This is a genomic window from Streptomyces sp. NRRL F-5122, assembly GCF_001507435.1.
Classification (GTDB): Bacteria; Actinomycetota; Actinomycetes; order Streptomycetales; family Streptomycetaceae; genus Streptomyces; species Streptomyces lannensis.
This window is the reverse complement of sequence record NZ_LMWH01000243.1, coordinates 204,692-227,028: the sequence shown is the minus strand read 5'-3', so window position 1 is coordinate 227,028 and position 22,337 is coordinate 204,692. Positions and strand designations below refer to the sequence as shown.

The following is a 22,337-nucleotide window of genomic DNA, read 5'->3' as shown; positions in this document are numbered from 1 at the left end:
AGTCTGGTTCCGGGAGGGGCCCCGGCGCGCTGGTGCCCGGCCCCGTCTTCCGCTGGGGAAAACCCCACCCCTTCCGGTACGGCGGGCACGCCCCCGTGCGTCCCGGCCGCTCCCCAGCGGCGTAAAGCCAGGTTAAGAACGGACGGGGCGCGGCTCGTCCTCCGTCGGGACGAACCCTCCCCGAGCCCTGGTACGGAGCTACCCCTAGGGGCAGTCCACCGGAGGGTGGAGTCCTTCTCAGGGTGGGCTCCACCCACCTGCGACATCAGGCTCCACCCTTCCGTCGCGTGAGGGTCAAGGATCCACGGCCCCGGGGGGCGCGCGAGGCCCTCACGCGCCCCCCGGAGTCGGCCTTACCGCGGGGTCCGGGTCGGTGAGAAACTTGCGTGCGGCAGACATGTGAAAGGGAGGGCATCCGGTGGGCAGTACAAGACCCGCGACACGAGAGGCCGTACGGCACACCGGATCCGCGAGGCGCGGCGCCGTCGTCGCCGCCCTGATGCTCGCGATGGCGCTCGCCGCGCTCGACTCGACGATCGTGTCGACCGCCGTGCCGCAGATCGTCGGCGACCTCGGCGGCTTCTCCGTCTTCTCCTGGCTGTTCTCGGGCTATCTGCTGGCCGTGACGGTGACGCTGCCCGTCTACGGCAAGCTCTCGGACACCATGGGCCGCAAGCCGGTGCTGGTCGCGGGCGCGGCCCTCTTCCTGGTGGGCTCGCTGCTGTGCGCGGTCGCGTGGAACATGGGTGCGCTGATCGCGTTCCGTATCGTGCAGGGCCTGGGAGGCGGCGCCCTCCAGGGAACGGTGCAGACGCTCGCCGCGGATCTGTACCCGCTGAAGGAGCGTCCGAAGATCCAGTCCAAGCTGTCCACGGTGTGGGCGGTGTCCGCGGTCGCGGGCCCGGCGCTCGGCGGAGTGTTCGCCGCGTACGCCGACTGGCGGTGGATCTTCCTGGTCAATCTGCCGATCGGGGCGCTCGCGCTGTGGCTGATCGTCCGCCATCTGCACGAGCCGCACCGGGAACGGGGTCCCCGTCCCCGTATCGACTGGGCCGGGGCGCTCGCGGTGTTCGCGTGCGGTGGCGTCCTGCTGACGGCGCTGGTGCAGGGCGGGGTGGCCTGGCCCTGGCTGTCGGCACCCTCGCTGGCGCTGTTCGCCGCCGGACTCGCGCTGATCGCGATCGTGGTGGCGGTCGAGCGCCGGGCGGCGGAGCCGATCATCCCCGGCTGGGTGTGGCGGCGCCGTACGATCGCCGCGGTCAATCTGGCGCTCGGCGCGCTGGGGCTGCTGATGGTGGCCCCGTCGGTCTTCCTGCCGACGTACGCCCAGGCGGTCCTCGGCCTCGCCCCGGTCGCGGCCGGATTCGTGCTCTCGGTGTGGACGCTCAGCTGGCCGGTGTCGGCGGCGCTCAGCCAGCACGTGTACCGCCGCATCGGCTTCCGGGACACGGCGCTGCTGGGCATCGGGCTCGCGGCCCTGATCCTGCTGGCCTTCCCCTTCCTGCCCTATCCGGGCTCCCCCTGGCAGCCGACGCTGCTGATGCTGCTGCTCGGCGGTGCGCTGGGGCTCTTCCAGCTCCCGCTGATCGTGGGCGTGCAGTCGACGGTCGGCTGGTCGGAGCGCGGCACGACGACGGCGTCGGTCCTGTTCTGCCGTCAGACGGGCCAGACCGTGGGGGCGTCGGTGTTCGGCGCGATCGCCAACGGCGTCCTGGCGTCCCGGCTGGGCGGTGTCGGCGATCTGGACGCGGTGACGAGGGCCCTGGACAAGGGGTCCGTGCCGGAGGCGACCCGCAGGGCGATCGCGTCCGCGGTCCACTCGGTCTACCTGGGCGCGTCCTGCGCGGCCGCGCTCGCCTTCGTGGCCCTGCTCCTGCTGGCCCCACGCCGCTTCCCGGTGCTCAACGACTGACCGACGGCCGTGTCGACGCGGGCTCCCGCCGGTCCCGGCCGCTACCGCCGGGGCCGCGCGGAGGCCGGCCCTGAGACGTTGAGTATTGAAGTAAACGCGGGTAACAACACAGGTCGGTGAAGGTAAGCGCATACCGACCGCTCAGTTCGGTGAAAAGCCCGCACGGTTCCCTACGCGCGGGTAACGTGCGTCGCCACCCCCCGCTCCCTGCGGTCCGCCGCCACGGACCCGAGCCGGCAAGGAGAATCGGGATGTCCGACGCCTTTCTGTCACCGCATTCGCCCCCCGAGTACACACCGCCGCACCACGCGCCACCGTCGCACGCGACCTATCCCTGGCAGCCGCCGCCCGCCGAACCGGTCCGCAGGCGGCTGCCACGCCACCAGCCGCTCGGACGCCACAGCGACCTGCGCGTGCTGCGGACCGCCTACCGCCGGCAGCGGCGCGTGGCCACCCTGACCGCGCTCGGCTACTTCACGTTCTTCCTGGTGCTGTCCGCGTTCGCGCCCTCCTTCATGACGGGCGAGGTCTCCGGCGGTCTCACCACCGGCATGCTGCTGGGCCTGATCCAGGTCCCCGTCACCTGCGTCGCGATCGCCGTCTACGAGTACACCGCCCGCCACACCGTCGACCCGATCGCCGACCGCATCCGCCGGCAGACCGCACTGGACGCCAAGCGGGAGGCCGGACGATGACCGCGACCGCAGCCGTCGGGCTCACCGGATTCAGCAGTTCGGCGCAGACCATGTCGCTCGTGGCGTTCACCACCGTCGCCACCATCACGCTCCTGCTGTGTGTGATGACCGGCCCGGACCGGGACGACCTCGACGAGTTCTACACCGGCTACAGTTCCCTCTCCCCGATGAGCAACGGCCTCGCCATCGCGGGGGACTACATCTCCGCCGCCACCGTGCTCAGCACCAGCGGGATCATCGCGCTCACCGGGTACGACGGTGTCGTCCTCGCCCTGAGCACGGTCCTGTCGCTGATGCTGCTGATGTTCCTGCTGGCCGAACCCCTGCGCAACGCGGGCCGTTTCACCATGGGCGACGCCCTGGCGCGGCGGATGCCGGGACGGGCCGTCCGCATGACCGCGTGCATCGTGACCCTCGCCGCGCTGCTGCCGATGATGCTCGTCCAACTCGCCGGGGCCGGGGACCTGCTGGCCTTCATCCTCGGCTTCTCCGGCGACTCCGTGAAGACGGGGTGCATCGTCGGCCTCGGCACGCTGATGATCAGCTACGCGGCGATCGGCGGCATGAAGGGCACCGCCCTCATCCAGATCCTCAAGATCGTGATGCTGCTGGGCTCCGGCGCGACCGTCGCCGCGCTGATCCTGCGCCGCTTCGGCTGGGACCCGGGGGCGTTGCTCACGGCGGCCGCGCAGAACAGCGGGGTCGGTTCCGCCTTCCTGCACTCGGGACTGCAGTTCGCGGGCGGTCCCGCCCCCCGACTCGACATGATCAGTTCCGAGCTGACGGTGGTGCTCGGCGGCGCCTGCCTGCCGCACATCACCATGCGCATGTACACGGCCAACAGCGCCCGGCAGGTGCGCCGCTCGCTGTCCTGGGCGGTGCCGTCGGTGACCCTGCTCGTGCCCATCATCACGGTCGTCGGGTTCGGCGCGACGGCCCTGATCGGGCGGGCGGCCGTCGCGGCCGCCGACCCGCAGGGCCGCACGGCCTATCTGCTGGGCTCCCGGGCCGCGTTCGGGCCGGACCTGTCCGCCGCCGCGACCCTGCTGTTCACCGCGGTGACGACGGCGATCTTCCTCACCCTGCTGGCGTCCGTGGCCGGAATGATCCTCGCCTGCGCCAACTCCCTCGCCCACGACGTGTTCGCCTCCCACGTACGGGACCTGACACCGCGTCGCGAGATGACGGCGGCACGCCTGTCGGCACTGGCTGTGGGCGCCCTGGCGATCCTGCTCGCCACCCTCGTCCAGCACCTGAGCCTTCAGCCGCTGGTGACGCTCTCGTTCTGCATCGGTGCGTCCGCGATCGCACCGGCACTCGTGTACAGCCTCTTCTGGCGCCGCTACACCCGAACCGGCCTGCTGTGGACGCTGATCGGCGGCACGGTGACGGTGGTGGTCCTGATGACCGGAACGAACCTGGTCTCGGGCTCCCCCACCTCCGCCTTCCCGAACGTGGACTTCAACTGGTATCCGTTCACCACCACCGGTCTCGTCTCCATCCCGCTCGGCTTCGCCTACGGCTGGCTGGGCACGATCGCCTCCGGCCGCCGCCAGGCCGCGGAGCAGCGCCGGCAGTACGAGGCGGTGGAGGGGTGGATCCTGGCGGGGGCGGTGCGAAGGAGCGGCTGAGAGGGGGCACGCCCAGAACCCGGACTACTCCGCGACGGCCCGGCCCGTCAGCATGGCGAGGCTGTTGCGCACATGGTCCATCTGGGCCTGCACACAGTCCCATTGCTCGCCGTGCTCCCGCAGCACCCGTTCCGTCTCCCGGGCGATGCGCTCCTCCCGCAGGCGCGCATCGGCGATGATCTCGGCGGCACGCGCCCTGGCGTCCCGCTGGATCTGCCGGGCCGACTCCTCGGCCTCGCCGAACGCCTGCTTCGCCTGCGACAGTACGGCCTCCACCCCTGCCACCCGCTCGGCCTCCGCCGCGTCCAGCGCGGCGGCCCGCGCGGCCACCGCGCGCTCCTCGCCTTCCTGGCGCTCGGCGTGCTCCCGCTCCTGCTCGGCGAGCAGCGTCTCGGTGCGCTGCCGCACCTCGCGCAGCGCGGCCAGCGCCTCACCGCGCCCCTCCTTCACCTCGCGCCGTGCCTGGATCCGCATGTCGTCGGCCTCGGCCCGGGCCGCCAGCATCCGGGTGCGGACCCGCTCCTCGGCGTCCGCACGCACCTCGCCCGCGTGGTCCTCCGCGGCCTGCCGCATCCGTCCGGCCGCCTCCTCCGCCCCGGCGACCAACTCCTGCGACTCCCGCCGCGCCTCGTCCCGAAGGGCGCCGGCCTCCTCCCGCGCCATGTCGAACAACCGCCGGGCCCGGTCGCCGAGCGCCTCGTACGTCTGCGGATCGAGCTGCGACACCGTCTCGCGCAGCCGCTCCAGGTCCCCCTCCATCTCCTTGGCCAGCACGGTGAGCCGGGCGGCCCGCTCCCAGGCGGCGTCGCGGTCCTGCGAGAGGGCCGCGGTGTACGCGTCGACCTGATCGGGACGGTAACCCCGCCGCACGGACACGAAGCCGTGCGGCGACCCCGCTGCGCTGCTCATGGAACCCCTCTCCGCCCGACCCACAGGAGCCGATGATCGTGCGCACATCTTGATGGATCAGACAGAAGTGTTCATAACGCGACACTCCACATGTAAGCAACGGACAGCGGTGAAGATCACCTGAAAAAGGGGCTGGGCCCGGTCGTATGTACGACCGGGCCCAGCCCTTGACGAAACCTCAGAAACGGGTCAGAGCAGCCCGTCCCACATCTGTTCCAGCAGCACCGACCACCAGCTCTCCGGCGAACCGAGCGCCGCCGGGTCCAGGGAGGCGAGTTGGGCCTGGAAGTCCACGGTCCAGCGGCCCGCCTGCTCCTGGTTGAGCCCGAACCTCAGCCGCCACATCCGCCCGAGCAGCGCAAGACAGCGCACGAACTCGGGCAGGCCCGTGTTCACGAACTGCGGCGGAACGGAGACGGCACCCTCCACCGGCACCGCGACGATGTTCGCCGTGCCGTACTGCACACAGATCGCCTTGCCGAAGTCGCTGCCCATGACCAGGTACGAGGCCGCGTCCGGGGCGGGCTGCACGCCACGCTCCTGCGCCAGTTCGGCCAGCGTCGGCACCGGACGGCCCGGCTGGGCCTGCGCCCAGAAGAACGGGCCCATGTCCAGCGGCAGTCCGGCCACCACCAGGGTGTGCGACACGATCGGCGGCACACCCTGCCGGGAGACCGCGGCATGATCGAACCGGAAGATCCCCGGCCCGAAGGCGCCCGCCAGCTCCTGCGCGATGCCCTCCGGCGGGATCGGCGGCACGGGCTGCACCGCGGGCAGCGGCGCACGCACCGGGCCCGGCCGCGCCGGACCGTCCGCCACCTGGTGCAACTCACCCTGGTGCGCCAGCAGTTGCTGCATGCCCTGCTGACGCGAGGCGTGATCGGTGCCGTACGGGGCGATGCTGGTGATCCGCGCCTGCGGCCAGTTCTCCCGGATCATCCGCGCGCAGTAGGCCCCCGGCAGCTCGCACGACTCCAGCTCCGTGTGCAGCTCCAGCACCTGGTCCGGCGGGACGTTCATCGCCCGCAGCTCGTGGAAGATCTGCCACTCCGGATGCGGAGTTCCCGGCGCCGAACGCCGGATCAGCTGCTGCTCGGAACCGTCCTGCGCGCGGTAGCGCAGCACGGCCTGGTAGCCGGGACCCACCGTCGGCAGACCGGAGGGCGGATACCCGTACGCCGGCTGCTGACCCGGCACCGGCTGCGGAGCCCCGGGCGGCACACCCGGGGCCCCCGGGGGCGGCGGAGGCGTCCCGGGCCCACCGGCCGGCGGCCCGGACAGCACGGTCTCGGCGTGGTGGACGACACCCGGAGCGCCGGGAGGCATCCCCGGGGCGCCGGGGGCGGCCGGCGGCTGCGGGGCACCCGGGCCGGACGGACCGGCGAGCATCGTGGCCGCGTGGTGCGCTCCGCCGGGAGGCGTACCACCCGGCGTGTTCGGCGCACCCGGAGTCTGCGGAGCACCCCCCGGCGGCCCCGGAGGAACCGGCGGCCCCGCGGGAGCGGCCGGCGCCGCAGGAGTGGCGGCGCCCGGCGCACGCGGCGGCACACCCGGTGCACCAGGGGCGCCCGGCGGCTGCGGAGCACCCGGGCCCGCGGCACCCCCCGGCCCGCCGGGCCCGAGCTGTGACACCAACTGGGTCGGCACATAACCACCCGCCCCGGGGCCCGGCGGCGGAGGCGGCGGTGCGGCACCCGGCCGCGGCCCCGGCGCGCCGGGCTCACCCGGCGGACGGAGCGCACCCCCGGACCGCGCCCCCCGAGGAGGCGCCGCCTTGCTGGTCGCGGCATCGGCGATGTCCTCGGCGTTCGGCGCGAGCCGCGGGCCCGACGCGGCCGAAGCCGCCGGGGGCTGCCCGGCGCCGGGCGCTACGGGAGCCTGCGGCCCATCCTGCCGAGGCGCGCCCGGCGCACCACCGGGGCCCTGCGGATAGCCGTACGCCGGAGCACCGGGACCACCCGGACCCTGCGGCGCACCCGGCGCGCCGCCCGGACCCTGCGGATAGCCGTACGAGGGCGCACCCCCGGGCGCGGCGCCCGCCCCCGGCTCCTCCACCACCGGAGCGACCGACGTATGCGGCAGCCGGCTGCCGCCCGCCATCAGCGTGGTCTCCGCATCCGGGACGGACGCGGGCGGCGGCGTACCGCCGTCGTCCGCGTCGGCCAACGGCGGCGCGAACACCGTCGCCGGCAGCGGAACCGAACGGTCCTCGCCCGCATCGGCGTTGGTGTCCGTCCCCGTCCACGGCGTCGCCCCCGCCGGCACACCCGGCCTCGCGTCCTGCGGCTCCTCCTGCCCGCCCCCGGCCGCGGGCCACGGCGTACCCGAAGGGGCCGCGGCAGCCGCACCGTCCTGGGACCCGGCCGCCGCGGCCGGGCGCGGACCCGCGCCGTCCGACGCCCCGGACGACGAACCGCCGTCCCGGCGACGGTCCGGAATACCCATCCTGTCGGCCGCCTCCTGAAGCCATTCCGGCGGGCTCAGCAGGAACGACGTCTGGTTCAGATCCACCCGGGCCGGCGGCGCCGGCGCCTGCCGCGCCGCCGCGTCCACCACCCCGTACTGCTCCTCGTACCGGCGGATCACCTCACCCACCGCAAGGCCCGGCCACAGCGTCGCCTCACCGCTGTCACGGGCTATCACCAGCCGCTGCGCGCCACCGTCCGACCGCGGCCCCTCGGCCCTGTCCTCCGCCCACACCACGAAGCCGAGCTCGAACTCCCGCACCCGCACCTCACGATGCTGGTACGTCGGCACGTCACCGTTGATCCACTCTTCCGCGCGCTCCTGCGCCTGAGCGAACGTCACCATCGCTTCGACTCACTCCCCCACCGACGACACAGGCACCGCGCGCGCGAACCCACCGTCCACCATCAGGTTCGCCACGGTCTCCAACTCCGGCGGACCGCCCGCGAGCCGCGACAGAAACCCGTCGAAGTCGTCACCGCACGGCAGCAACAGCCGCCGCACACGCTCGGCCGCCGTCCACGACGCATCCACGTCACGCACGTCGTCATAGGCGCAGAACCAGACCGAACCGATCGCGTCGCCCTTCACCTTCACGGCCAGCAGACCGCCCTGCACGAACCCGACACCCAGATAGTCCTTCGTCAGATGGTCGCGCAGACACTTGTTCATATAGACAAGGTCGTTGACGGCCGCCTCGTCCCGCACCGTGAAGAACGGCTGGTCCACCAGCAGCCCCAACTCCGCGTCGAGCGCAACGCCCACCGGCGCCGCACCACCCGCCGCCTTCAGGAACGACCGGTACGCGCCCGGCAGCCGGTACCCCAGGTCCTCCTCGACCCCCAGCACCTGCTGCTCCGTCACCGCCACCGACGACTTCGGCAGCCCGAAGTGCGCCGGCCGCGTCTCCTGCAGCGGACGCGTCCCCCGCTTGCCGTGATCGACGCGCGCCGTCGCCACCCCGCCGTGATGCCGCAACAGCGCCTTCACCTCGACCGGGACCAACTCCAGCCGCCGCGTGCCCCGGACGTGGTGCCACGTCCACCCGTGCGGCGTCGCCACCGCCGGGATCGTGTCCCACAGCTCGTTGCCGGACGCCGCCGACACCGCATTCGCCGACACGTAGTCCGTCAGCCGCAACTCGTCCACACCGAACCCCTCGGGCGGCTCCGCGATCTCCGCGGCCGCACGGGCATAGGGCGAGAAGTCGGGATACCCGAACTCGTCGACCTGCACCCCCCTGGGATGCCGAGCAGCCCTCACCGGGTCAGGAAAGTGCACGACCTGTCCGGCGTAAGCCGCGTTCGGCGGCGCGGCATGTCCCCCAGCCTGAGGTACCCCCAGCCCGAGCCGACCTGTCGTCATGACGTTTGCCCCCTGCGGCGTTCTGTCTGGCCTCTACGGCAGTGTGGATCGCGGATGTCACCAGCCTATGCGGTACGACGGCGCCGGTCACCGGGCCACCGCTCACACACCGTGGCCGACACGCCGCCATCGTGACCAGCCGTCACCCCACCGTGACCGTACGCCGAAGCCCTGGCGTGTCGCAGCGCCCCAGCTTCCGCACCGGCCAGGGCATTTGGCAGTCTGTTTCCTCCCAGGAGGGATGCAAGGGAGGGGAAGACGATCATGAACGCAACACAAACGGGCACGTCGGGAGACCCACGCGTCGACTGGAGCACCAGCGACGCCGCCCCCGCCCCCACCCTCCACCACCGTCGCGACGGCATACTCCCCACCGTCGCCGCCGCCCTCTCCGTCCGCGGCGCCACCCTCACCGGCACCGCCGCCCGCGGCGACCAGCCCCCCGTCCTGCACCCTCTCGTCCAGGACTTCCTCGACACCCTCACCAGCGGCCAGCGCGACCGCTGCACCGGCAGATGCGCCGAAACGATCCTCATCTCGCGGCACATCGCCACCGCCGACGCGGCACGCACCAAACGCGCCGCACGCAAACCCATGACCAACGGCGAAGCCCGCAAAACCCTCAAACAGGCCAAGCTCACCGCCCGCCGCATCCGCGAGGACGGCGACCCCCTGCACGGCAGCTTCGCCGCACCCTGCCGCGCCTGCACCGCACTCAGCGACCACTTCGGCGTACGCATCGTCGACCCCACGGCACAGGACTGACCCCACGGCGCAGCACCACCACCCCCACACCCCACCGCACGACGGCGCCCGCGCCGCGCCACCGCACTCGACGAACGAAGGGCAGATGCACGCCGACCGCACCTCCACCACACGCTTCTCCGTACCCGTCGACGCCGCATTGCGCGCCGCCGGCTGGCAACCGGGCCGCTGGGACATAAAGCAGGCGGAAGTCTGGGCCGACACCCTCCGCGGCCACACCTCCCCCGCAGGCCACCAGCACGCGGTCTTCCCCGCGGCCGTCGAAGCATGGGCGGAATTCGGCGCACTGCACATCACCGCACAAGGACCCGGCCGCGGGCTCGCCCCCGCCGCCCTCCACCTCGACCCCCTGCACGGCCTCCACATGGCCCGCACCCTCGGCGACCTCGGCCGGGCCCTCGACACCGAGGTCTGCCCCCTCGGCGAGGAGACCGACAGCCGCGCGGTCCTCGCCATCGACACCGAAGGCCGCGTCTACGCCCTCGACCACACCGGCGACTGGTACCTCGGCCCCGACATCGACCACGGCCTCGCCACCCTGCTCACCGGGATCGAACCCGTACGGCTCACCCCCGGCTGACGACCGCCACCACCACACGGGCCATGGCACACAAAAGCCGGCCCGCACCCGGGACCGCCTCAGGCCACCTGGGCCGGAATGACCGCCGACACCCGGAACCCACCGGCGTCCGTCGGCCCCGACACAAAAACCCCGCCCAACGCGCTGACCCGCTCCTTCATCCCGACGAGGCCGTTGCCCCCACTCGGCAACCGCGCCGACTGCGCCGAACCCGGCTCCGACGGCGGCTCGTTCTCCACCTGCATCGCGATCTCCGCCGAGCGGTGCGCCAGCCGCACATGCGTCTTCGCCCCCGCCGCGTGCTTGTGCACGTTGGTCAGCGCCTCCTGCACCACGCGATACGCGGTCTGCTCCACCTCACGCGCATACGCGCGCACCTGACCCTCCACCGACAGGTGCACAACCATCCCGGCCGCCGCCGACTGCCCGATCAGCTCGTCCAACTCGGCCAGACACGGCCCCTCGGAGGAATCCCCCACCGCCCGGGACGCTGCGGCCGCCGCAGCCGCCCCGACAGCCGCAAGCGGCACAGCGTCCCGCACCGACCGGCCCGCCAGCCCCTCCCCCGTACGCAGCACCCCGAGCATCTCGCGCAACTCCGTCAGCGCCTGCCGGCCCATGTCCCCGACCAGGGCGGCGTTCTTGACCGCCTTCTCCGGATCCTTCCGCGCCACCGCCTGCAGCGCCGCCGCATGCACCACCATCAGACTCACCCGATGCGCGACGACGTCATGCATCTCCCGCGCGATCCGCGTCCGCTCCTCGTTCCGCGCCCACTCGGCCCGCTCCTCCGCCCGCTCAGCGAGCAGCATCAACTCCCGCTCCAGCGAGTCCGCCCGCTCCCGCAGGCTCTCCATCAGCCGCCGCCGGGCCCCCACATACAACCCGAGCAACACGGGCGGAGCCGTCATCCCCAGCGCGGTGGTGACCGAAAGAAACGGGATGAACCCGCCCGCGATCGACAGATCCCCGCGCACCATCCCCTGATGCGCCCGCACATACGTGACGATGAACATCCCGACGAACGACATCCCCGCCAGCGCGCCGATGATCCGCCGGGGCAACTCCGAGGCCGCCAGCGTGTACAGCCCCACGAGACCCAGCAGGAAACCCATCTGCGCCGGAGTGATCGCGATCGACACGAGCACCACCGCCACGGGCCACTTCCGTCGCAGCAGCAACGTGACCCCGGCGAACAGCCCGAACGCCATCCCGACCGGAACGGGCAGCCCGGCATCCCTCGAGAACTGGATGCCCTCCAACGAGCACTCCACGGCGGACACCGCCGCGAGAGACATGTCGAGCACCGCACTACGCCACCGCGTCCACCACCACGGGCCGGTCACGGCCCCCTGGTGGACTTCCCCCGTCGTGGTCATGCCTCCAGCCTACGGGCGCAGGGCGGGGGTTTTCCGGCGAGTTTCCACTGCTGCGTCACACCACCCTCCGTAATCGAACAGAAGCGAAACCGGCCGGAATCCCTCGAACTGCTGAATCACACAACGTTCGACCACGGACGACCACATTCCGCCCGGACGGTATGCCCGTGGCAGACGCACAGGGCAAATACGCGGACTTCGAAGAACCGAGGGAACGGGCGGTCGCGCCAGGGCGCTCGTGGCTCAGCCTTCGGCAGATCGCAACCAGTTGAAGATCTTCAACAACTGGGGTGCTCGAGGAGTTCCGTCTCGATGTGGGTACGGGGTCCTCCGACGCCGGAGCGCAGGCGCAACCGCGACGCTCGAGAAGCACGATCCCAGGACGGTGCGCAAGAACGTCGGCGGACTCCCACCGAGGATGCCTGGTGATCAAAGTCCTGAAGGGAGCCGACTTGTACCGTCGCATCGAGGGGTCCTGGTACGGCATAGTGTTGGGTGCCAACCCGGCGGTCTGACCGAATGTCCGATTCAGCCAGGTGTCTTCCCCCATGGTGTAACCAGGCAGCACTGAGGGTTTTGGTCCCTTAAGTTCAGGTTCGAATCCTGATGGGGGAGCTGCTGGCGCCCGGGCCCTGACAGCACCGTCAGGGCCCGCTCTCATGTCGCACCGGAAACACCCCGGTATCCTGCGGTTGTCCACCCCACCATGAAGCCGAAGGGCATCTCCGTGAGCGCCAACCGCCCGGCCGCCGTCGTCGTTCTCGCAGCGGGTGAGGGCACCCGTATGAAGTCGGCCACACCCAAGGTTCTGCACGAGATCTGTGGCCGCTCCCTCGTCGGGCATGTACTCGCCGCCGCACGCGAGTTGAAGCCCGAGAACCTCGTCGTCGTCGTGGGCCACGCCCGGGAGCAGGTCACCGCGCACCTCACCGGGATCGACCCGGAGGCCAGGACAGCGGTCCAGGCCGAGCAGAACGGGACGGGGCACGCCGTCCGGATGGCTCTGGAGGAGCTGGGCGGGTCCGTCGAGGGCACCGTCGTCGTGGTGTGCGGCGACACTCCGCTGCTGACGGGCGAGACCCTCCAGCGGCTGGCCGGCACGCATCAGCAGGACGGCAACGCCGTCACGGTGCTGACCGCGGAGGTGCCCGACGCCACCGGCTACGGCCGTATCGTCCGTGACAGCGGCACCGGTGCCGTGACCGCGATCGTGGAGCACAAGGACGCGAGCGACGCCGAGCGGGCGATCAAGGAGATCAACTCCGGTGTGTTCGCCTTCGACGGGCCTCTGCTCGCCGACGCCCTCGGGAAGGTCCGCACGGACAACAGCCAGGGCGAGGAGTACCTCACCGACGTTCTCGGGATCCTGCGGGAGGCCGGGCACCGTGTGGGTGCGTCCGTGGCCGGCGATCACCGTGAGATCGCGGGCATCAACAACCGGGTGCAGCTGGCGCAGGCCCGCCGCATCCTGAACGACCGGTTGCTGACCGACGCGATGCTCGCTGGGGTGACGGTCGTCGATCCCGCGACCACCTGGGTCGATGTGGCCGTGACGTTCGAGCAGGACGCGGTCGTGCTGCCGGGGACGCAGCTGCTCGGTTCGACCCACATCGGGCAGGGGGCCGAGGTGGGCCCGAATTCGCGGCTGAAGGACACCTCGGTGGGTGCGGGGGCGCGGGTGGACAACACCGTGTCCGACGGGGCGGTCGTGGGGCCGCAGGCCTCCGTCGGCCCGTATGCCTATCTCCGTCCGGGTACGCGGCTGGGTCCGAAGTCGAAGATCGGTACGTACGTGGAGACGAAGAACGCCTCCATCGGTGAGGGCACGAAGGTGCCGCATCTGTCGTACGTGGGGGACGCGACGATCGGCGAGTACACGAACATCGGCGCGGCGAGTGTCTTCGTGAACTACGACGGGCAGGACAAGCACCACACCACGGTGGGGTCGCACTGCCGCACCGGTTCGGACAACATGTTTGTGGCTCCCGTCACGGTCGGGGACGGCGCCTACACGGCCGCGGGGTCTGTGATCACGAAGGATGTGCCGGCCGGTTCGCTGGCTGTGGCCCGTGGTCAACAGCGGAATATCGAGGGCTGGGTGGCCCGTAAGCGTCCGGGGAGCGCGGCTGCGAAGGCGGCCGAGGCGGCTGTCCGGGACGTGGAAGGCGAAGCCTGACCGGAAACAGGTGCGTCTGACACGGCGTACCGTGATAAGTGCACACCCGCACCCACCAGCTGAGACGGCCGTCGCACCCAGCCGCGGCGTCTGCCGGCATCGAGCTGAGAACACCTCTGAGGAGACAGTGCTGTGACCGGGATCAAGACGACCGGCCAGAAGAAGTTGATGTTCTTCTCCGGCCGCGCCCACCCCGAGCTTGCCGAGGAGGTCGCCCGCCAGCTGGATGTCGGGGTCGTCCCGACGAAGGCCTTCGACTTCGCCAATGGCGAGATCTATGTTCGCTACGAGGAGTCGGCGCGTGGTGCCGACTGCTTCCTGATCCAGAGCCATACGGCTCCGATCAACAAGTGGGTCATGGAGCAGCTGATCATGATCGACGCCCTGAAGCGGGCGTCGGCGCGTTCCATTACGGTGATCGTGCCCTTCTACGGTTACGCGCGGCAGGACAAGAAGCACCGCGGACGTGAACCGATTTCGGCACGCCTGGTTGCGGACCTGATGAAGACGGCGGGTGCGGACCGCATCCTGACGGTGGACCTGCACACGGATCAGATCCAGGGGTTCTTCGACGGTCCGGTGGACCATCTGTTCGCGCTGCCGCTGCTGGCGGACTATGTGGGCGCGAAGGTGGACCGGAACAAGCTGACGGTGGTGTCCCCGGACGCGGGTCGCGTGCGGGTGGCGGACCGTTGGTGCGACCGTCTGGGTGCGCCGCTGGCGATCGTGCACAAGCGGCGTGACAAGGACGTAGCGAACCAGGTGACGGTGCACGAGGTCGTCGGTGATGTGAAGGGCCGTATCTGTGTCCTGGTCGACGACATGATCGATACGGGTGGCACGATCTGTGGGGCTGCGGACGCGCTGTTCGCGCACGGTGCGGAGGATGTCATCGTGACGGCGACGCACGGTGTGCTGTCGGGTCCGGCGGCCGACCGGCTGAAGAACTCGAAGGTGAGTGAGTTCGTGTTCACGGACACGCTGCCGACGCCGGGTGAGCTGGATCTGGACAAGATCACTGTGCTGTCGATCGCGCCGACGATCGCGAGCGCTGTGCGTGAGGTGTTCGAGGACGGTTCGGTGACGAGCCTGTTCGACGAGCAGTGATGGTGGTCCGGCCGGGCCGGTAGAGATCGTTTTGGGTGTGGCCTCCCGCTCCGAGTAGACTGCTGCAGTTGCTCGGCGAGGGAGGCCGTACCCATGGGTACGGCGGTCCGTTATCGACGCGCTCTTCGTAGCAGGCCGTTCGTGGCCGGGTGACCGTCCATTACTGCTTCTACGAGGAGTGATCATGTCCGAGGTGAAGATCGCCGCCGAGACGCGCACCGAGTTCGGCAAGGGTGCCGCGCGTCGTATCCGTCGTGACAGCAAGGTTCCCGGTGTGCTGTACGGCCACGGTTCCGAGCCGCTGCACCTGACCCTGCCGGGCCACGAGCTGCTGCTGGCGCTGCGTACGCCGAACGTTCTGATCTCGCTGGACATCGACGGCAAGAGCAATGAGCTGGCGATTCCGAAGGCCGTGCAGCGTGACCCGCTGAAGGGTTTCCTCGAGCACGTGGACCTGCTGCTGGTCAAGCGTGGCGAGAAGGTCACGGTCGAGATTCCGGTCCAGGCCGAGGGTGAGCTGGCCCCGGGTGGCAACCTGCTGGAGCACGTGCTGGCGGCGCTGCCGGTGGATGCCGAGGCCACTCACATCCCCGAGGCGGTGACCGTTTCGGTGGAGGGTCTGGAGGCCGGTGCGTCCATCCACGCCAAGGACATCGTTCTTCCGTCGGGTGTGACCCTGGCTGTGGACGAGGACGCCGTGGTGCTGCAGGTTCTGGCCGCGCAGGCGGAGGAGGCCCCGGAGGGCGAGTCGACCGAGGGCGAAGAGGCCGCCGTCGAGGCCTGATTCCCGTCGTCGTTCTGTCAGCCGCTGTTCCCGTGTGGGGCAGCGGCTGGCGCGTATCGAGGAGACATGGACGTGACCACCCCGGTAAACGGCCCCTGGCTCGTTGTGGGCCTCGGCAATCCCGGATCCGAGTATGCGATGAACCGGCACAACGTGGGGTTCATGGTGGCCGATCTACTGGCCGAGCGGATCGGCGGGAAGTTCAAGCGGGCGGGCAAGGCGCAGGCTCAGGTCGTGGAGGGGCGGATCGGTCCGCCGGGTCCGGCGAACCGTCGGGTGATCCTGGCGAAGCCCATGTCGTACATGAACCTGTCGGGCGGCCCGGTGAGTGCTCTGCGGGATTTCTACAAGGTTCCGGTAGCGAACGTCGTGGCGGTGCACGACGAGTTGGACATCGACTACGGCACCCTGCGGTTGAAGCTCGGGGGTGGGGACAACGGTCACAACGGGCTGAAGTCGATCACGAAGGCGATGGGTGCGGACTATCACCGGGTGCGGTTCGGGATCGGTCGTCCTCCGGGGCGGATGCAGGTCGCGGATTTTGTGCTGAAGGACTTCTCGTCGGCGGACCGCAAGGAGCTGGACTACTTCCTGGACCGTGCGGCGGACGCGGTGGAGTGTCTGGTGATCGAGGGGCTGGAGCGGGCGCAGGGCACGTACAACTCCTGAGTGCGGACGGGTGGGTGCGCGTGTCGGGTGCAAGGCGGCGTTTCATGGGTACAACTCGGGACTTGTCGCACTCGGCGACGGGCCGGAGTTGACCGGGCGCAAGGCCATGGCCAAGGATCGCCGGCATGCCTTCTGCCGTCTCGTCCTCTCAGGGTGCGGTCGCGGTGCTGCGGTTCGGGCGGCTCGCGGCCATGGGTGCGGTCGCCGTCCTGATCGTGGTCGCCGGCGCCTGGGGTTCCTGGGGCACCGCGCAGTACGTGATGCTGACCAAGGGCCGTGAGCGCGGCACGATCGAGGTGACGCGGTGCGGCGCCGACACGTGCACCGGTCCCTTCACACCCGTCTCGCCGGGGGCGCGGGCGCGCGGGAGCGTGGTCATCGACAAGTCGGTCGCGGTGAAGCGCGGGCAGACGTACGCGGTGATCGTGAAGCCGGGTTCGGACGCCGTCGTGCGCTCCGGTCCGGCGGGTGTTCTGTATGCCTGGGTGCCGCTGGGCGGGGCGTTGCTGCTGGCCTCGGTCGTGGTGGCGGGCGGACTGCGTGCGGTGCGTGCGGCGTGGGTGCTGGCGGGGGCCGGGGTCGCGTTGCTCACGGCCGCCTTCGCCCTGCTGTGAGGGTGTCCGGATAATGTCCGGGGTGGCCGTTTGCCGGGTGTGACGGTGCCCCCGTGCCCGCCTGCGGGGCGGGTACGGGGGCACCGTGGTGCGCGGGGTGGGTTCAGCCGGTGTTGCGCAGGCCCGCGGCGACGCCGTTCACGGTCAGCAGCAGGGCCCTGGCCAGCAGCGGGTCGGCCTCGGCTCCCTCGGCCGCCGCGTCGCGCTGGCGCTTGAGCAGGGCGACCTGGAGGTAGGAGATCGGGTCGAGGTAGGCGTCCCGGATGCCGAAGGTCTGCTTCAGGACGGGGTTGGCGTCGAGGAGTTCCTGCTCGCCGGTCACCCGCAGTACCTCACGGACCGTCAGTTCGTGTTCGGCCTCGATCGTGCCGAACACGTGCTTGAGCTCGTCGGGGACGAGGGTGTCGACGTAGTGGCGGCCGATCCGCAGGTCCGTCTTGGCAAGGGTCATCTCGACGTTGGAGATGAAGTTGCGGAAGAAGTGCCACTGTTCGTGCATCTCGTCGAGCACGGTGTCGAGGCCGGCCTCGCGCAGCGCCTTCAGGCCGGAGCCGACGCCGAACCAGCCGGGCACGATCTGCCGGGACTGGGTCCAGCCGAAGACCCAGGGGATGGCGCGCAGTCCGTCGAGTCCGGCCCCGGAGTCGGGGCGCCGTGAGGGGCGGGACCCGAGGTGGAGGTCGGCGAGCTGGTCGACCGGCGTGGAGGCGAAGAAGTACGCCGGCAGGTCGGGGTCCTCGACGAGCCTGCGGTAGGCGGCGTGGGCGGCGTCGGAGACGACGTCCATGGCCGCGTCCCAGCGTGCGAGGGCCTCGACGGACTGGCGGGGCGCGGTGTGCAGAGCCGAGGCCTGGAGGGTGGCGGCGACCGTCAGTTCCAGGTTCTCCCGGGCCAGGGAGGGGATCAGGTACTTGTCGGAGATGACCTCGCCCTGCTCGGTCACCTTGATCTCGCCTTCCAGGGTGCCCCAGGGCTGGGCGAGGATCGCGTCGTGGCTGGGGCCGCCGCCGCGTCCCACGGTGCCGCCGCGGCCGTGGAAGAGCCGCAGGCGTACGCCGTAGCGGTGGGCGACGTCGCGCAGCCGGCGCTGGGCGCGGTGGATCTCCCACTGGGAGGTGGTGATGCCGCCGAACTTGGAGGAGTCGCTGTAGCCGAGCATGACCTCCTGCACGTCTCCGCGCAGCGCGACGAGCCGCCGGTAGGACGGGTCGGAGAGCATGTTCTCGAGGAGGGTGTCGGCGGCCTTGAGCTCGTCGGTGGTCTCCAGCAGCGGGACGATGCCGATCTTGGCCCAGCCGGCGTGCAGGTCGATCAGTCCGGCCTCACGGGCGAGGACCGCGGCGGCGAACACGTCGTCGGCACCCTGGCACATGGAGATGATGTAGGACTCGATGACCTCGGGTCCGAAGACCTTCAGGGCCCGCTTGATCGTCTCGAACGTGCCGAGGGTCTTGGCGCCCGCGGCGTCGAGCGGGGCCGGGGTGGGCGCGAGGGGCCTGCGGGAGCGCAGTTCCTTGGCGAGCAGCCGGTGCCGGTACTCGCGCGGCATGTCGTCGTAGCGCCAGGACTCCTCGCCGAGCCGGTCGAAGAGCTGGCCGAGGGCGTGGTGGTGGGCGTCGGCGTGCTCGCGGACGTCCATGGTGGCGAGCTGGAGGCCGAAGGCGGCGATGGTGCGGATGGTGCGGGCGAGCCGGCCGTCGGCGAACAGGCCGCCCCGGTGGGCGCGCAGCGAGGCCTGGACGAGCCGCAGGTCGTGCAGGAGTTCGCCGGTGCCGAGGTAGTCGCGTCCGGGCTCGTGCTGGGTGCCTCTGGCGAGGCGCCGCTTGGTGTTGACGAGCTTCTGGCGGATGCAGGTGGCCTTGAGGCGGTAGGGCTCCTCGGCGTTCAGGCGCTTGTAGCGGGGGCTGATCTCGGGCAGCAGCTCGAGGTCCGCGCGGAGGGACTCCAGCAGGTCCTCGGTGGCGCCGGTGTAGCGGATCGACTGGGACAGCAGGCCGCGCAGTTCGTCGACCATCTCCAGCACGTCGTTGATGCCGTGCTCGTGCTGCAGGATCAGCACCTCCCAGGTGACCTCGGGGGTCACGTTGGGGTTGCCGTCGCGGTCGCCGCCGATCCAGGTGCCGAAGGTCAGGGGGCGGGTGCCGTCGGGGAGCTTGACGCCGACGCGCTCCAGTTCCGCGGTGAGGTCCTCCAGGACGTCGCCGACGGCGCCTGCGTGCAGTTCGTCCAGGTAGTAGATGGCGTTGCGGGCCTCGTCGCTGGGCTCGGGGCGTACGACGCGCAACTCGTCGGTCTGCCAGACGAGGTCGATGTTCTCGGCCAGGCGGATGTCCTGGCGGCGCCGGTCGGACTCGAGGACGGGGGTCTCCAGGAGCGCGGCGATACGCCGGAGCTTGTTGAGGACGGAACGGCGCGCGGCCTCCGTCGGGTGGGCCGTGAACACCGGGCGGACGTTCAGGTGCGTGACGGTCTCACGCAGGTGCTCCGGGTCGGCGTCCTTGAGGCGGTCGGCCGTACGGGCGAGGAGTCCGCCCTCGGCGGCGCGCTTGGCGCGCAGCTCGCGGCCGCGGTGGACCTGCTCGGTGACGTTCGCGAGGTGGAAGTAGGTGGAGAAGGCGCGTACCAGCTTGGCCGCGGTCTCCAGCTCGGTGCCGCGCAGGAGTTCCGCGGCGGCCTCTCCGTCCTCTCGGGTGAGCCGGCGTACCCGCTCGACCAACTCCAGGAGTTCGGGGCCCTCCTGCCGGACGAGGGTCTCGCCGAGCAGATCGCCCAGTCGGCGGATGTCGGCGCGCAGCTCGCTGCTGGTCGTCGTGGTCTGGTCGTCGGCACTGCTCACAGGTGCGGCTCCTTGCAGTATTCAGGAGGTGCGTCGCGTCAGCGACTCCCTGGAAGGGCGGTGGTGGGCGACGGGTGGAGGTCGTCTGGGAGGGAACCCGGATGGGTGCCGCGCGGTGGGTGCCGCATACGGAACGGGCATCCGGGAAGGTAACAATGCGGACCGCGGTGTCCGACCGACTCCAGGATAGGTGCCGGGCGGACGCGCAGGCCCACGGGCTCTTGCCGCCGGGCAACGCACTGCCATACTTACGATGCCGTAGGTTACGGAGACGTAGGGTCTCCCGTCAGATCACGGGAGCACCTTGGGGCCGTAATCCGGGCACCTGCCGCAACCCTCGACCCCACAGGGGACGCCCCATGACCGCACGCTCCGATGTGATGGCAGACGCCACACAGGCGAACGACGACACTCTGCTGCCCTCCGCGACTCTGGGTGGCGAGCAGAAGCGCTCGATCGAGCAGATCGCCCTGCTGCTGTTCATCACCGTCCCGTTCCTGGCGCTCGTCGCGGCGGTGCCGCTGGCCTGGGGCTGGGGCGTGAGCTGGCTCGACCTCGGCCTGATGGTCTTCTTCTACTACCTGGGCTGTCACGGCATCACGATCGGTTTCCACCGCCATTTCACGCACGGTTCGTTCAAGGCCAAGCGGCCCCTGAAGATCGCGCTGGCGATCGCGGGTTCGATGGCCGTGGAGGGCCCCTTGGTGCGCTGGGTGGCCGACCACCGCAAGCACCACAAGTTCTCGGACGCCGAGGGCGACCCGCACTCCCCTTGGCGGTTCGGCGAGACGCTCCCGGCCCTGATGAAGGGCCTGTGGTGGGCGCACATCGGCTGGCTGTTCGACGAGGAGCAGACGCCTCAGGACAAGTACGCACCGGACCTGATCAAGGACCCGGCCCTGCGGGCGGTCTCCCGGCAGTTCGTGCTGTGGACCGTGGTGTCCCTGGCGCTGCCGCCGCTGATCGGCGGGCTGGTCACGATGTCCTGGTGGGGCGCTTTCACGGCGTTCTTCTGGGGCTCACTCGTCCGGGTGGCGCTGCTGCACCATGTGACCTGGTCGATCAACTCGATCTGCCACGCGGTGGGCAAGCGCCCGTTCAAGTCCCGTGACCGCTCCGGCAACGTGTGGTGGCTGGCGATCCTGTCGTGCGGCGAGTCGTGGCACAACCTGCACCACGCGGACCCGACGTCCGCCCGGCACGGCGTGGAGCGGGGCCAGCTGGACTCCTCGGCGCGGATCATCCGCTGGTTCGAGCTGCTCGGCTGGGCGTCCGACGTGCGCTGGCCGTCACGCTCGCGTATCGATTCCCGCCGCAGCACGGACGGGAACGGCTCCCGGCGAGGGAAGGCGACCGCCGACGCGGCATGATTGACGCGTGGCGACCGACTCCTCCAGCACCCCCAGCAATGAAAAGCCGCGGCGCCCCCGCCGCACCCGGATGACCGGTGCGGAGCGCCGCCAGCAGTTGCTGGAGATCGGTCGCACGCTGTTCGCCGCCAAGGGCTTCGAGGGCACATCGGTGGAGGAGATCGCAGCGAAGGCCGGGGTCTCCAAGCCGGTGGTCTACGAGCATTTCGGCGGCAAGGAGGGGCTGTACGCGGTGGTGGTGGACCGCGAGATGCGGCGCCTGCTGGACATGGTGACCGGTTCGCTGACCGCGGGGCATCCCCGCGAGCTGTGCGAGCAGGCGGCCTTCGCGCTCCTCGACTACATCGAGGAGTACACCGACGGTTTCCGCATCCTGGTCCGCGACTCGCCCATCCCGCAGTCGACGGGTTCCTTCGCCTCCCTCATCTCGGACATCGCCACCCAGGTGGAGGACATCCTCGGCCGCGAGTTCAAGAGCCGCGGATTCGACCCCAAGCTGGCCCCGCTCTACGCCCAGGCCCTGGTCGGCATGGTCGCCCTGACCGGGCAGTGGTGGCTGGACGTGCGCCGGCCGAAGAAGGCCGAGGTCGCCGCCCACCTCGTGAACCTGGCGTGGCACGGCCTGGACGGGCTGGAACCGAAGCCGCGGCTGATAGGCCATCGCAAGAACTGAGGCGGGCCCGCCGGGGTCACCCGTTGTGGTGATCCTCGCCGGCCGTGACCGGCTCGAGGAACTCCAGCCGGTTGCCCACCGGGTCCTGCATGTAGAAGCGACGGTGACCGGGAAGGCCGCCGTCCCAGGTGACCTCGGCCCCACGCGCCCGGAGCCGGGCCGCGTACGCCCCGATGTCCGTGACCCGCAGCCCCGGGTGGGCCTTCCTCGCGGGCCGGAAGTCGCTCTCGATCCCCAGGTGCAGCTGCACCGCGCCCGCCCGGAACCAGCAGCCCCCTCGGGCGACGAGCACCGGCGGCTTGGGGACCTCGGTCATGCCGAGGACATCCGTGTAGAACGCCCGCAGCAGCTCCTCGGAGCCCGGCGGGGCGGCGAGCTGGACGTGGTCGACGGCGGCGAGCATCCC

At 70.9% G+C, this 22,337-nt stretch carries 18 protein-coding genes; 12 read left to right on the top strand and 6 right to left on the bottom strand.

Going from position 1 to position 22,337, the window contains the following annotated elements; all coding sequences use genetic code 11:
* The first annotated feature begins 418 nt into the window (after positions 1-418).
* The 3 genes from ADL25_RS28595 (at position 419) to ADL25_RS28585 (ending at position 4,238) form a co-directional block, all read left to right on the top strand.
* Positions 419-1,912, top strand: coding sequence for an MFS transporter (locus ADL25_RS28595; RefSeq protein WP_059130720.1), 1,494 nt, complete (start codon positions 419-421; stop codon positions 1,910-1,912).
* Positions 1,913-2,163: 251 nt separating this feature from the next.
* The gene (locus tag ADL25_RS28590) at positions 2,164-2,607 is read left to right on the top strand and encodes a DUF485 domain-containing protein (protein ID WP_059130719.1); all 444 of its coding nucleotides are present in this window, start codon (positions 2,164-2,166) and stop codon (positions 2,605-2,607) included.
* On the top strand, positions 2,604-4,238 hold the full coding sequence (locus tag ADL25_RS28585) for a cation acetate symporter (protein ID WP_059130718.1): 1,635 nt from the start codon (positions 2,604-2,606) through the stop codon (positions 4,236-4,238). Before ADL25_RS28590 ends, ADL25_RS28585 begins: the two co-directional genes overlap by 4 nt.
* 24 nt (positions 4,239-4,262) lie before the next feature.
* Here ADL25_RS28585 and ADL25_RS28580 read toward each other — a convergent pair whose 3' ends face one another.
* The 3 genes from ADL25_RS28580 to ADL25_RS28570 form a co-directional block, all read right to left on the bottom strand.
* On the bottom strand, positions 4,263-5,147 hold the full coding sequence (locus ADL25_RS28580) for a DivIVA domain-containing protein (protein WP_059130717.1): 885 nt from the start codon (positions 5,145-5,147) through the stop codon (positions 4,263-4,265).
* Between the two features lie 189 nt (positions 5,148-5,336).
* Positions 5,337-7,958, bottom strand: a complete 2,622-nt coding sequence (locus ADL25_RS28575; RefSeq protein WP_059130716.1) for an SUKH-4 family immunity protein — start codon at positions 7,956-7,958, stop codon at positions 5,337-5,339.
* Positions 7,959-7,967: 9 nt separating this feature from the next.
* Positions 7,968-8,978 (bottom strand): SMI1/KNR4 family protein, encoded by a 1,011-nt coding sequence (locus ADL25_RS28570; protein ID WP_079050622.1) that lies wholly within the window; start codon positions 8,976-8,978, stop codon positions 7,968-7,970.
* 264 nt (positions 8,979-9,242) lie between these two features.
* Here ADL25_RS28570 and ADL25_RS28565 point away from each other — a divergent pair, with 264 nt between their 5' ends.
* Together ADL25_RS28565 and ADL25_RS28560 are read left to right on the top strand one after the other, a co-directional pair.
* Positions 9,243-9,743 (top strand): YwqJ-related putative deaminase, encoded by a 501-nt coding sequence (locus ADL25_RS28565; RefSeq protein WP_059130714.1) that lies wholly within the window; start codon positions 9,243-9,245, stop codon positions 9,741-9,743.
* 85 nt (positions 9,744-9,828) lie between these two features.
* Positions 9,829-10,323 (top strand): SUKH-3 domain-containing protein, encoded by a 495-nt coding sequence (locus ADL25_RS28560; protein ID WP_059130713.1) that lies wholly within the window; start codon positions 9,829-9,831, stop codon positions 10,321-10,323.
* Positions 10,324-10,382: 59 nt separating this feature from the next.
* Here ADL25_RS28560 and ADL25_RS28555 read toward each other — a convergent pair whose 3' ends face one another.
* Positions 10,383-11,702, bottom strand: coding sequence for a sensor histidine kinase (locus tag ADL25_RS28555; RefSeq protein WP_059130712.1), 1,320 nt, complete (start codon positions 11,700-11,702; stop codon positions 10,383-10,385).
* Between the two features lie 727 nt (positions 11,703-12,429).
* On the opposite strand from ADL25_RS28555, the gene glmU reads away from it, so the two are divergent.
* The 5 genes from glmU (at position 12,430) to ADL25_RS28530 (ending at position 17,052) form a co-directional block, all read left to right on the top strand.
* Positions 12,430-13,878, top strand: coding sequence for a bifunctional UDP-N-acetylglucosamine diphosphorylase/glucosamine-1-phosphate N-acetyltransferase GlmU (gene glmU / locus ADL25_RS28550; protein WP_059130824.1), 1,449 nt, complete (start codon positions 12,430-12,432; stop codon positions 13,876-13,878).
* Between the two features lie 132 nt (positions 13,879-14,010).
* Positions 14,011-14,985 (top strand): ribose-phosphate diphosphokinase, encoded by a 975-nt coding sequence (locus tag ADL25_RS28545; RefSeq protein ID WP_059130711.1) that lies wholly within the window; start codon positions 14,011-14,013, stop codon positions 14,983-14,985.
* A 184-nt stretch (positions 14,986-15,169) separates the two neighbouring features.
* A complete protein-coding gene (locus tag ADL25_RS28540; protein WP_059130710.1) occupies positions 15,170-15,769 on the top strand; it encodes a 50S ribosomal protein L25/general stress protein Ctc in 600 nt (199 codons plus the stop codon).
* A gap of 66 nt (positions 15,770-15,835) precedes the next feature.
* Positions 15,836-16,438 (top strand): aminoacyl-tRNA hydrolase, encoded by a 603-nt coding sequence (gene pth, locus ADL25_RS28535; RefSeq protein WP_059130709.1) that lies wholly within the window; start codon positions 15,836-15,838, stop codon positions 16,436-16,438.
* A 125-nt stretch (positions 16,439-16,563) separates the two neighbouring features.
* Positions 16,564-17,052 (top strand): hypothetical protein, encoded by a 489-nt coding sequence (locus ADL25_RS28530; RefSeq protein ID WP_059130708.1) that lies wholly within the window; start codon positions 16,564-16,566, stop codon positions 17,050-17,052.
* A gap of 103 nt (positions 17,053-17,155) precedes the next feature.
* On the opposite strand, the gene ppc is transcribed toward ADL25_RS28530, so the two are convergent.
* Positions 17,156-19,888 carry a phosphoenolpyruvate carboxylase gene (ppc, locus tag ADL25_RS28525; protein ID WP_059130707.1) on the bottom strand — a complete coding sequence of 911 codons (2,733 nt, stop codon included), beginning with the start codon at positions 19,886-19,888 and terminating at the stop codon, positions 17,156-17,158.
* 359 nt (positions 19,889-20,247) lie between these two features.
* On the opposite strand from ppc, the gene ADL25_RS28520 reads away from it, so the two are divergent.
* A complete protein-coding gene (locus ADL25_RS28520) occupies positions 20,248-21,258 on the top strand; it encodes an acyl-CoA desaturase (protein ID WP_059130706.1) in 1,011 nt (336 codons plus the stop codon).
* Positions 21,259-21,265: 7 nt separating this feature from the next.
* The gene (locus tag ADL25_RS28515) at positions 21,266-21,931 is read left to right on the top strand and encodes a TetR/AcrR family transcriptional regulator (protein ID WP_059130705.1); all 666 of its coding nucleotides are present in this window, start codon (positions 21,266-21,268) and stop codon (positions 21,929-21,931) included.
* 16 nt (positions 21,932-21,947) lie between these two features.
* Here ADL25_RS28515 and ADL25_RS28510 read toward each other — a convergent pair whose 3' ends face one another.
* Positions 21,948-22,334, bottom strand: coding sequence for a VOC family protein (locus ADL25_RS28510; RefSeq protein WP_059130704.1), 387 nt, complete (start codon positions 22,332-22,334; stop codon positions 21,948-21,950).
* Positions 22,335-22,337: the final 3 nt, after the last annotated feature.

What these genes read in the sequence shown, in the direction of transcription:
- ADL25_RS28570 (WP_079050622.1), bottom strand. Translation starts at nt 8,978, where the DNA reads ATGACGACAGGTCGGCTCGGGCTGGGGGTACCTCAGGCTGGGGGACAT.
- ADL25_RS28585 (WP_059130718.1), top strand. Translation starts at nt 2,604, where the DNA reads ATGACCGCGACCGCAGCCGTCGGGCTCACCGGATTCAGCAGTTCGGCG.
- ADL25_RS28520 (WP_059130706.1), top strand. Translation starts at nt 20,248, where the DNA reads ATGACCGCACGCTCCGATGTGATGGCAGACGCCACACAGGCGAACGAC.
- ADL25_RS28510 (WP_059130704.1), bottom strand. Translation starts at nt 22,334, where the DNA reads ATGCTCGCCGCCGTCGACCACGTCCAGCTCGCCGCCCCGCCGGGCTCC.
- ADL25_RS28580 (WP_059130717.1), bottom strand. Translation starts at nt 5,147, where the DNA reads ATGAGCAGCGCAGCGGGGTCGCCGCACGGCTTCGTGTCCGTGCGGCGG.
- ADL25_RS28565 (WP_059130714.1), top strand. Translation starts at nt 9,243, where the DNA reads ATGAACGCAACACAAACGGGCACGTCGGGAGACCCACGCGTCGACTGG.
- ADL25_RS28540 (WP_059130710.1), top strand. Translation starts at nt 15,170, where the DNA reads ATGTCCGAGGTGAAGATCGCCGCCGAGACGCGCACCGAGTTCGGCAAG.
- ADL25_RS28560 (WP_059130713.1), top strand. Translation starts at nt 9,829, where the DNA reads ATGCACGCCGACCGCACCTCCACCACACGCTTCTCCGTACCCGTCGAC.
- ADL25_RS28530 (WP_059130708.1), top strand. Translation starts at nt 16,564, where the DNA reads ATGCCTTCTGCCGTCTCGTCCTCTCAGGGTGCGGTCGCGGTGCTGCGG.
- ADL25_RS28555 (WP_059130712.1), bottom strand. Translation starts at nt 11,702, where the DNA reads ATGACCACGACGGGGGAAGTCCACCAGGGGGCCGTGACCGGCCCGTGG.
- ADL25_RS28575 (WP_059130716.1), bottom strand. Translation starts at nt 7,958, where the DNA reads ATGGTGACGTTCGCTCAGGCGCAGGAGCGCGCGGAAGAGTGGATCAAC.
- pth (WP_059130709.1), top strand. Translation starts at nt 15,836, where the DNA reads ATGGACGTGACCACCCCGGTAAACGGCCCCTGGCTCGTTGTGGGCCTC.
- ADL25_RS28590 (WP_059130719.1), top strand. Translation starts at nt 2,164, where the DNA reads ATGTCCGACGCCTTTCTGTCACCGCATTCGCCCCCCGAGTACACACCG.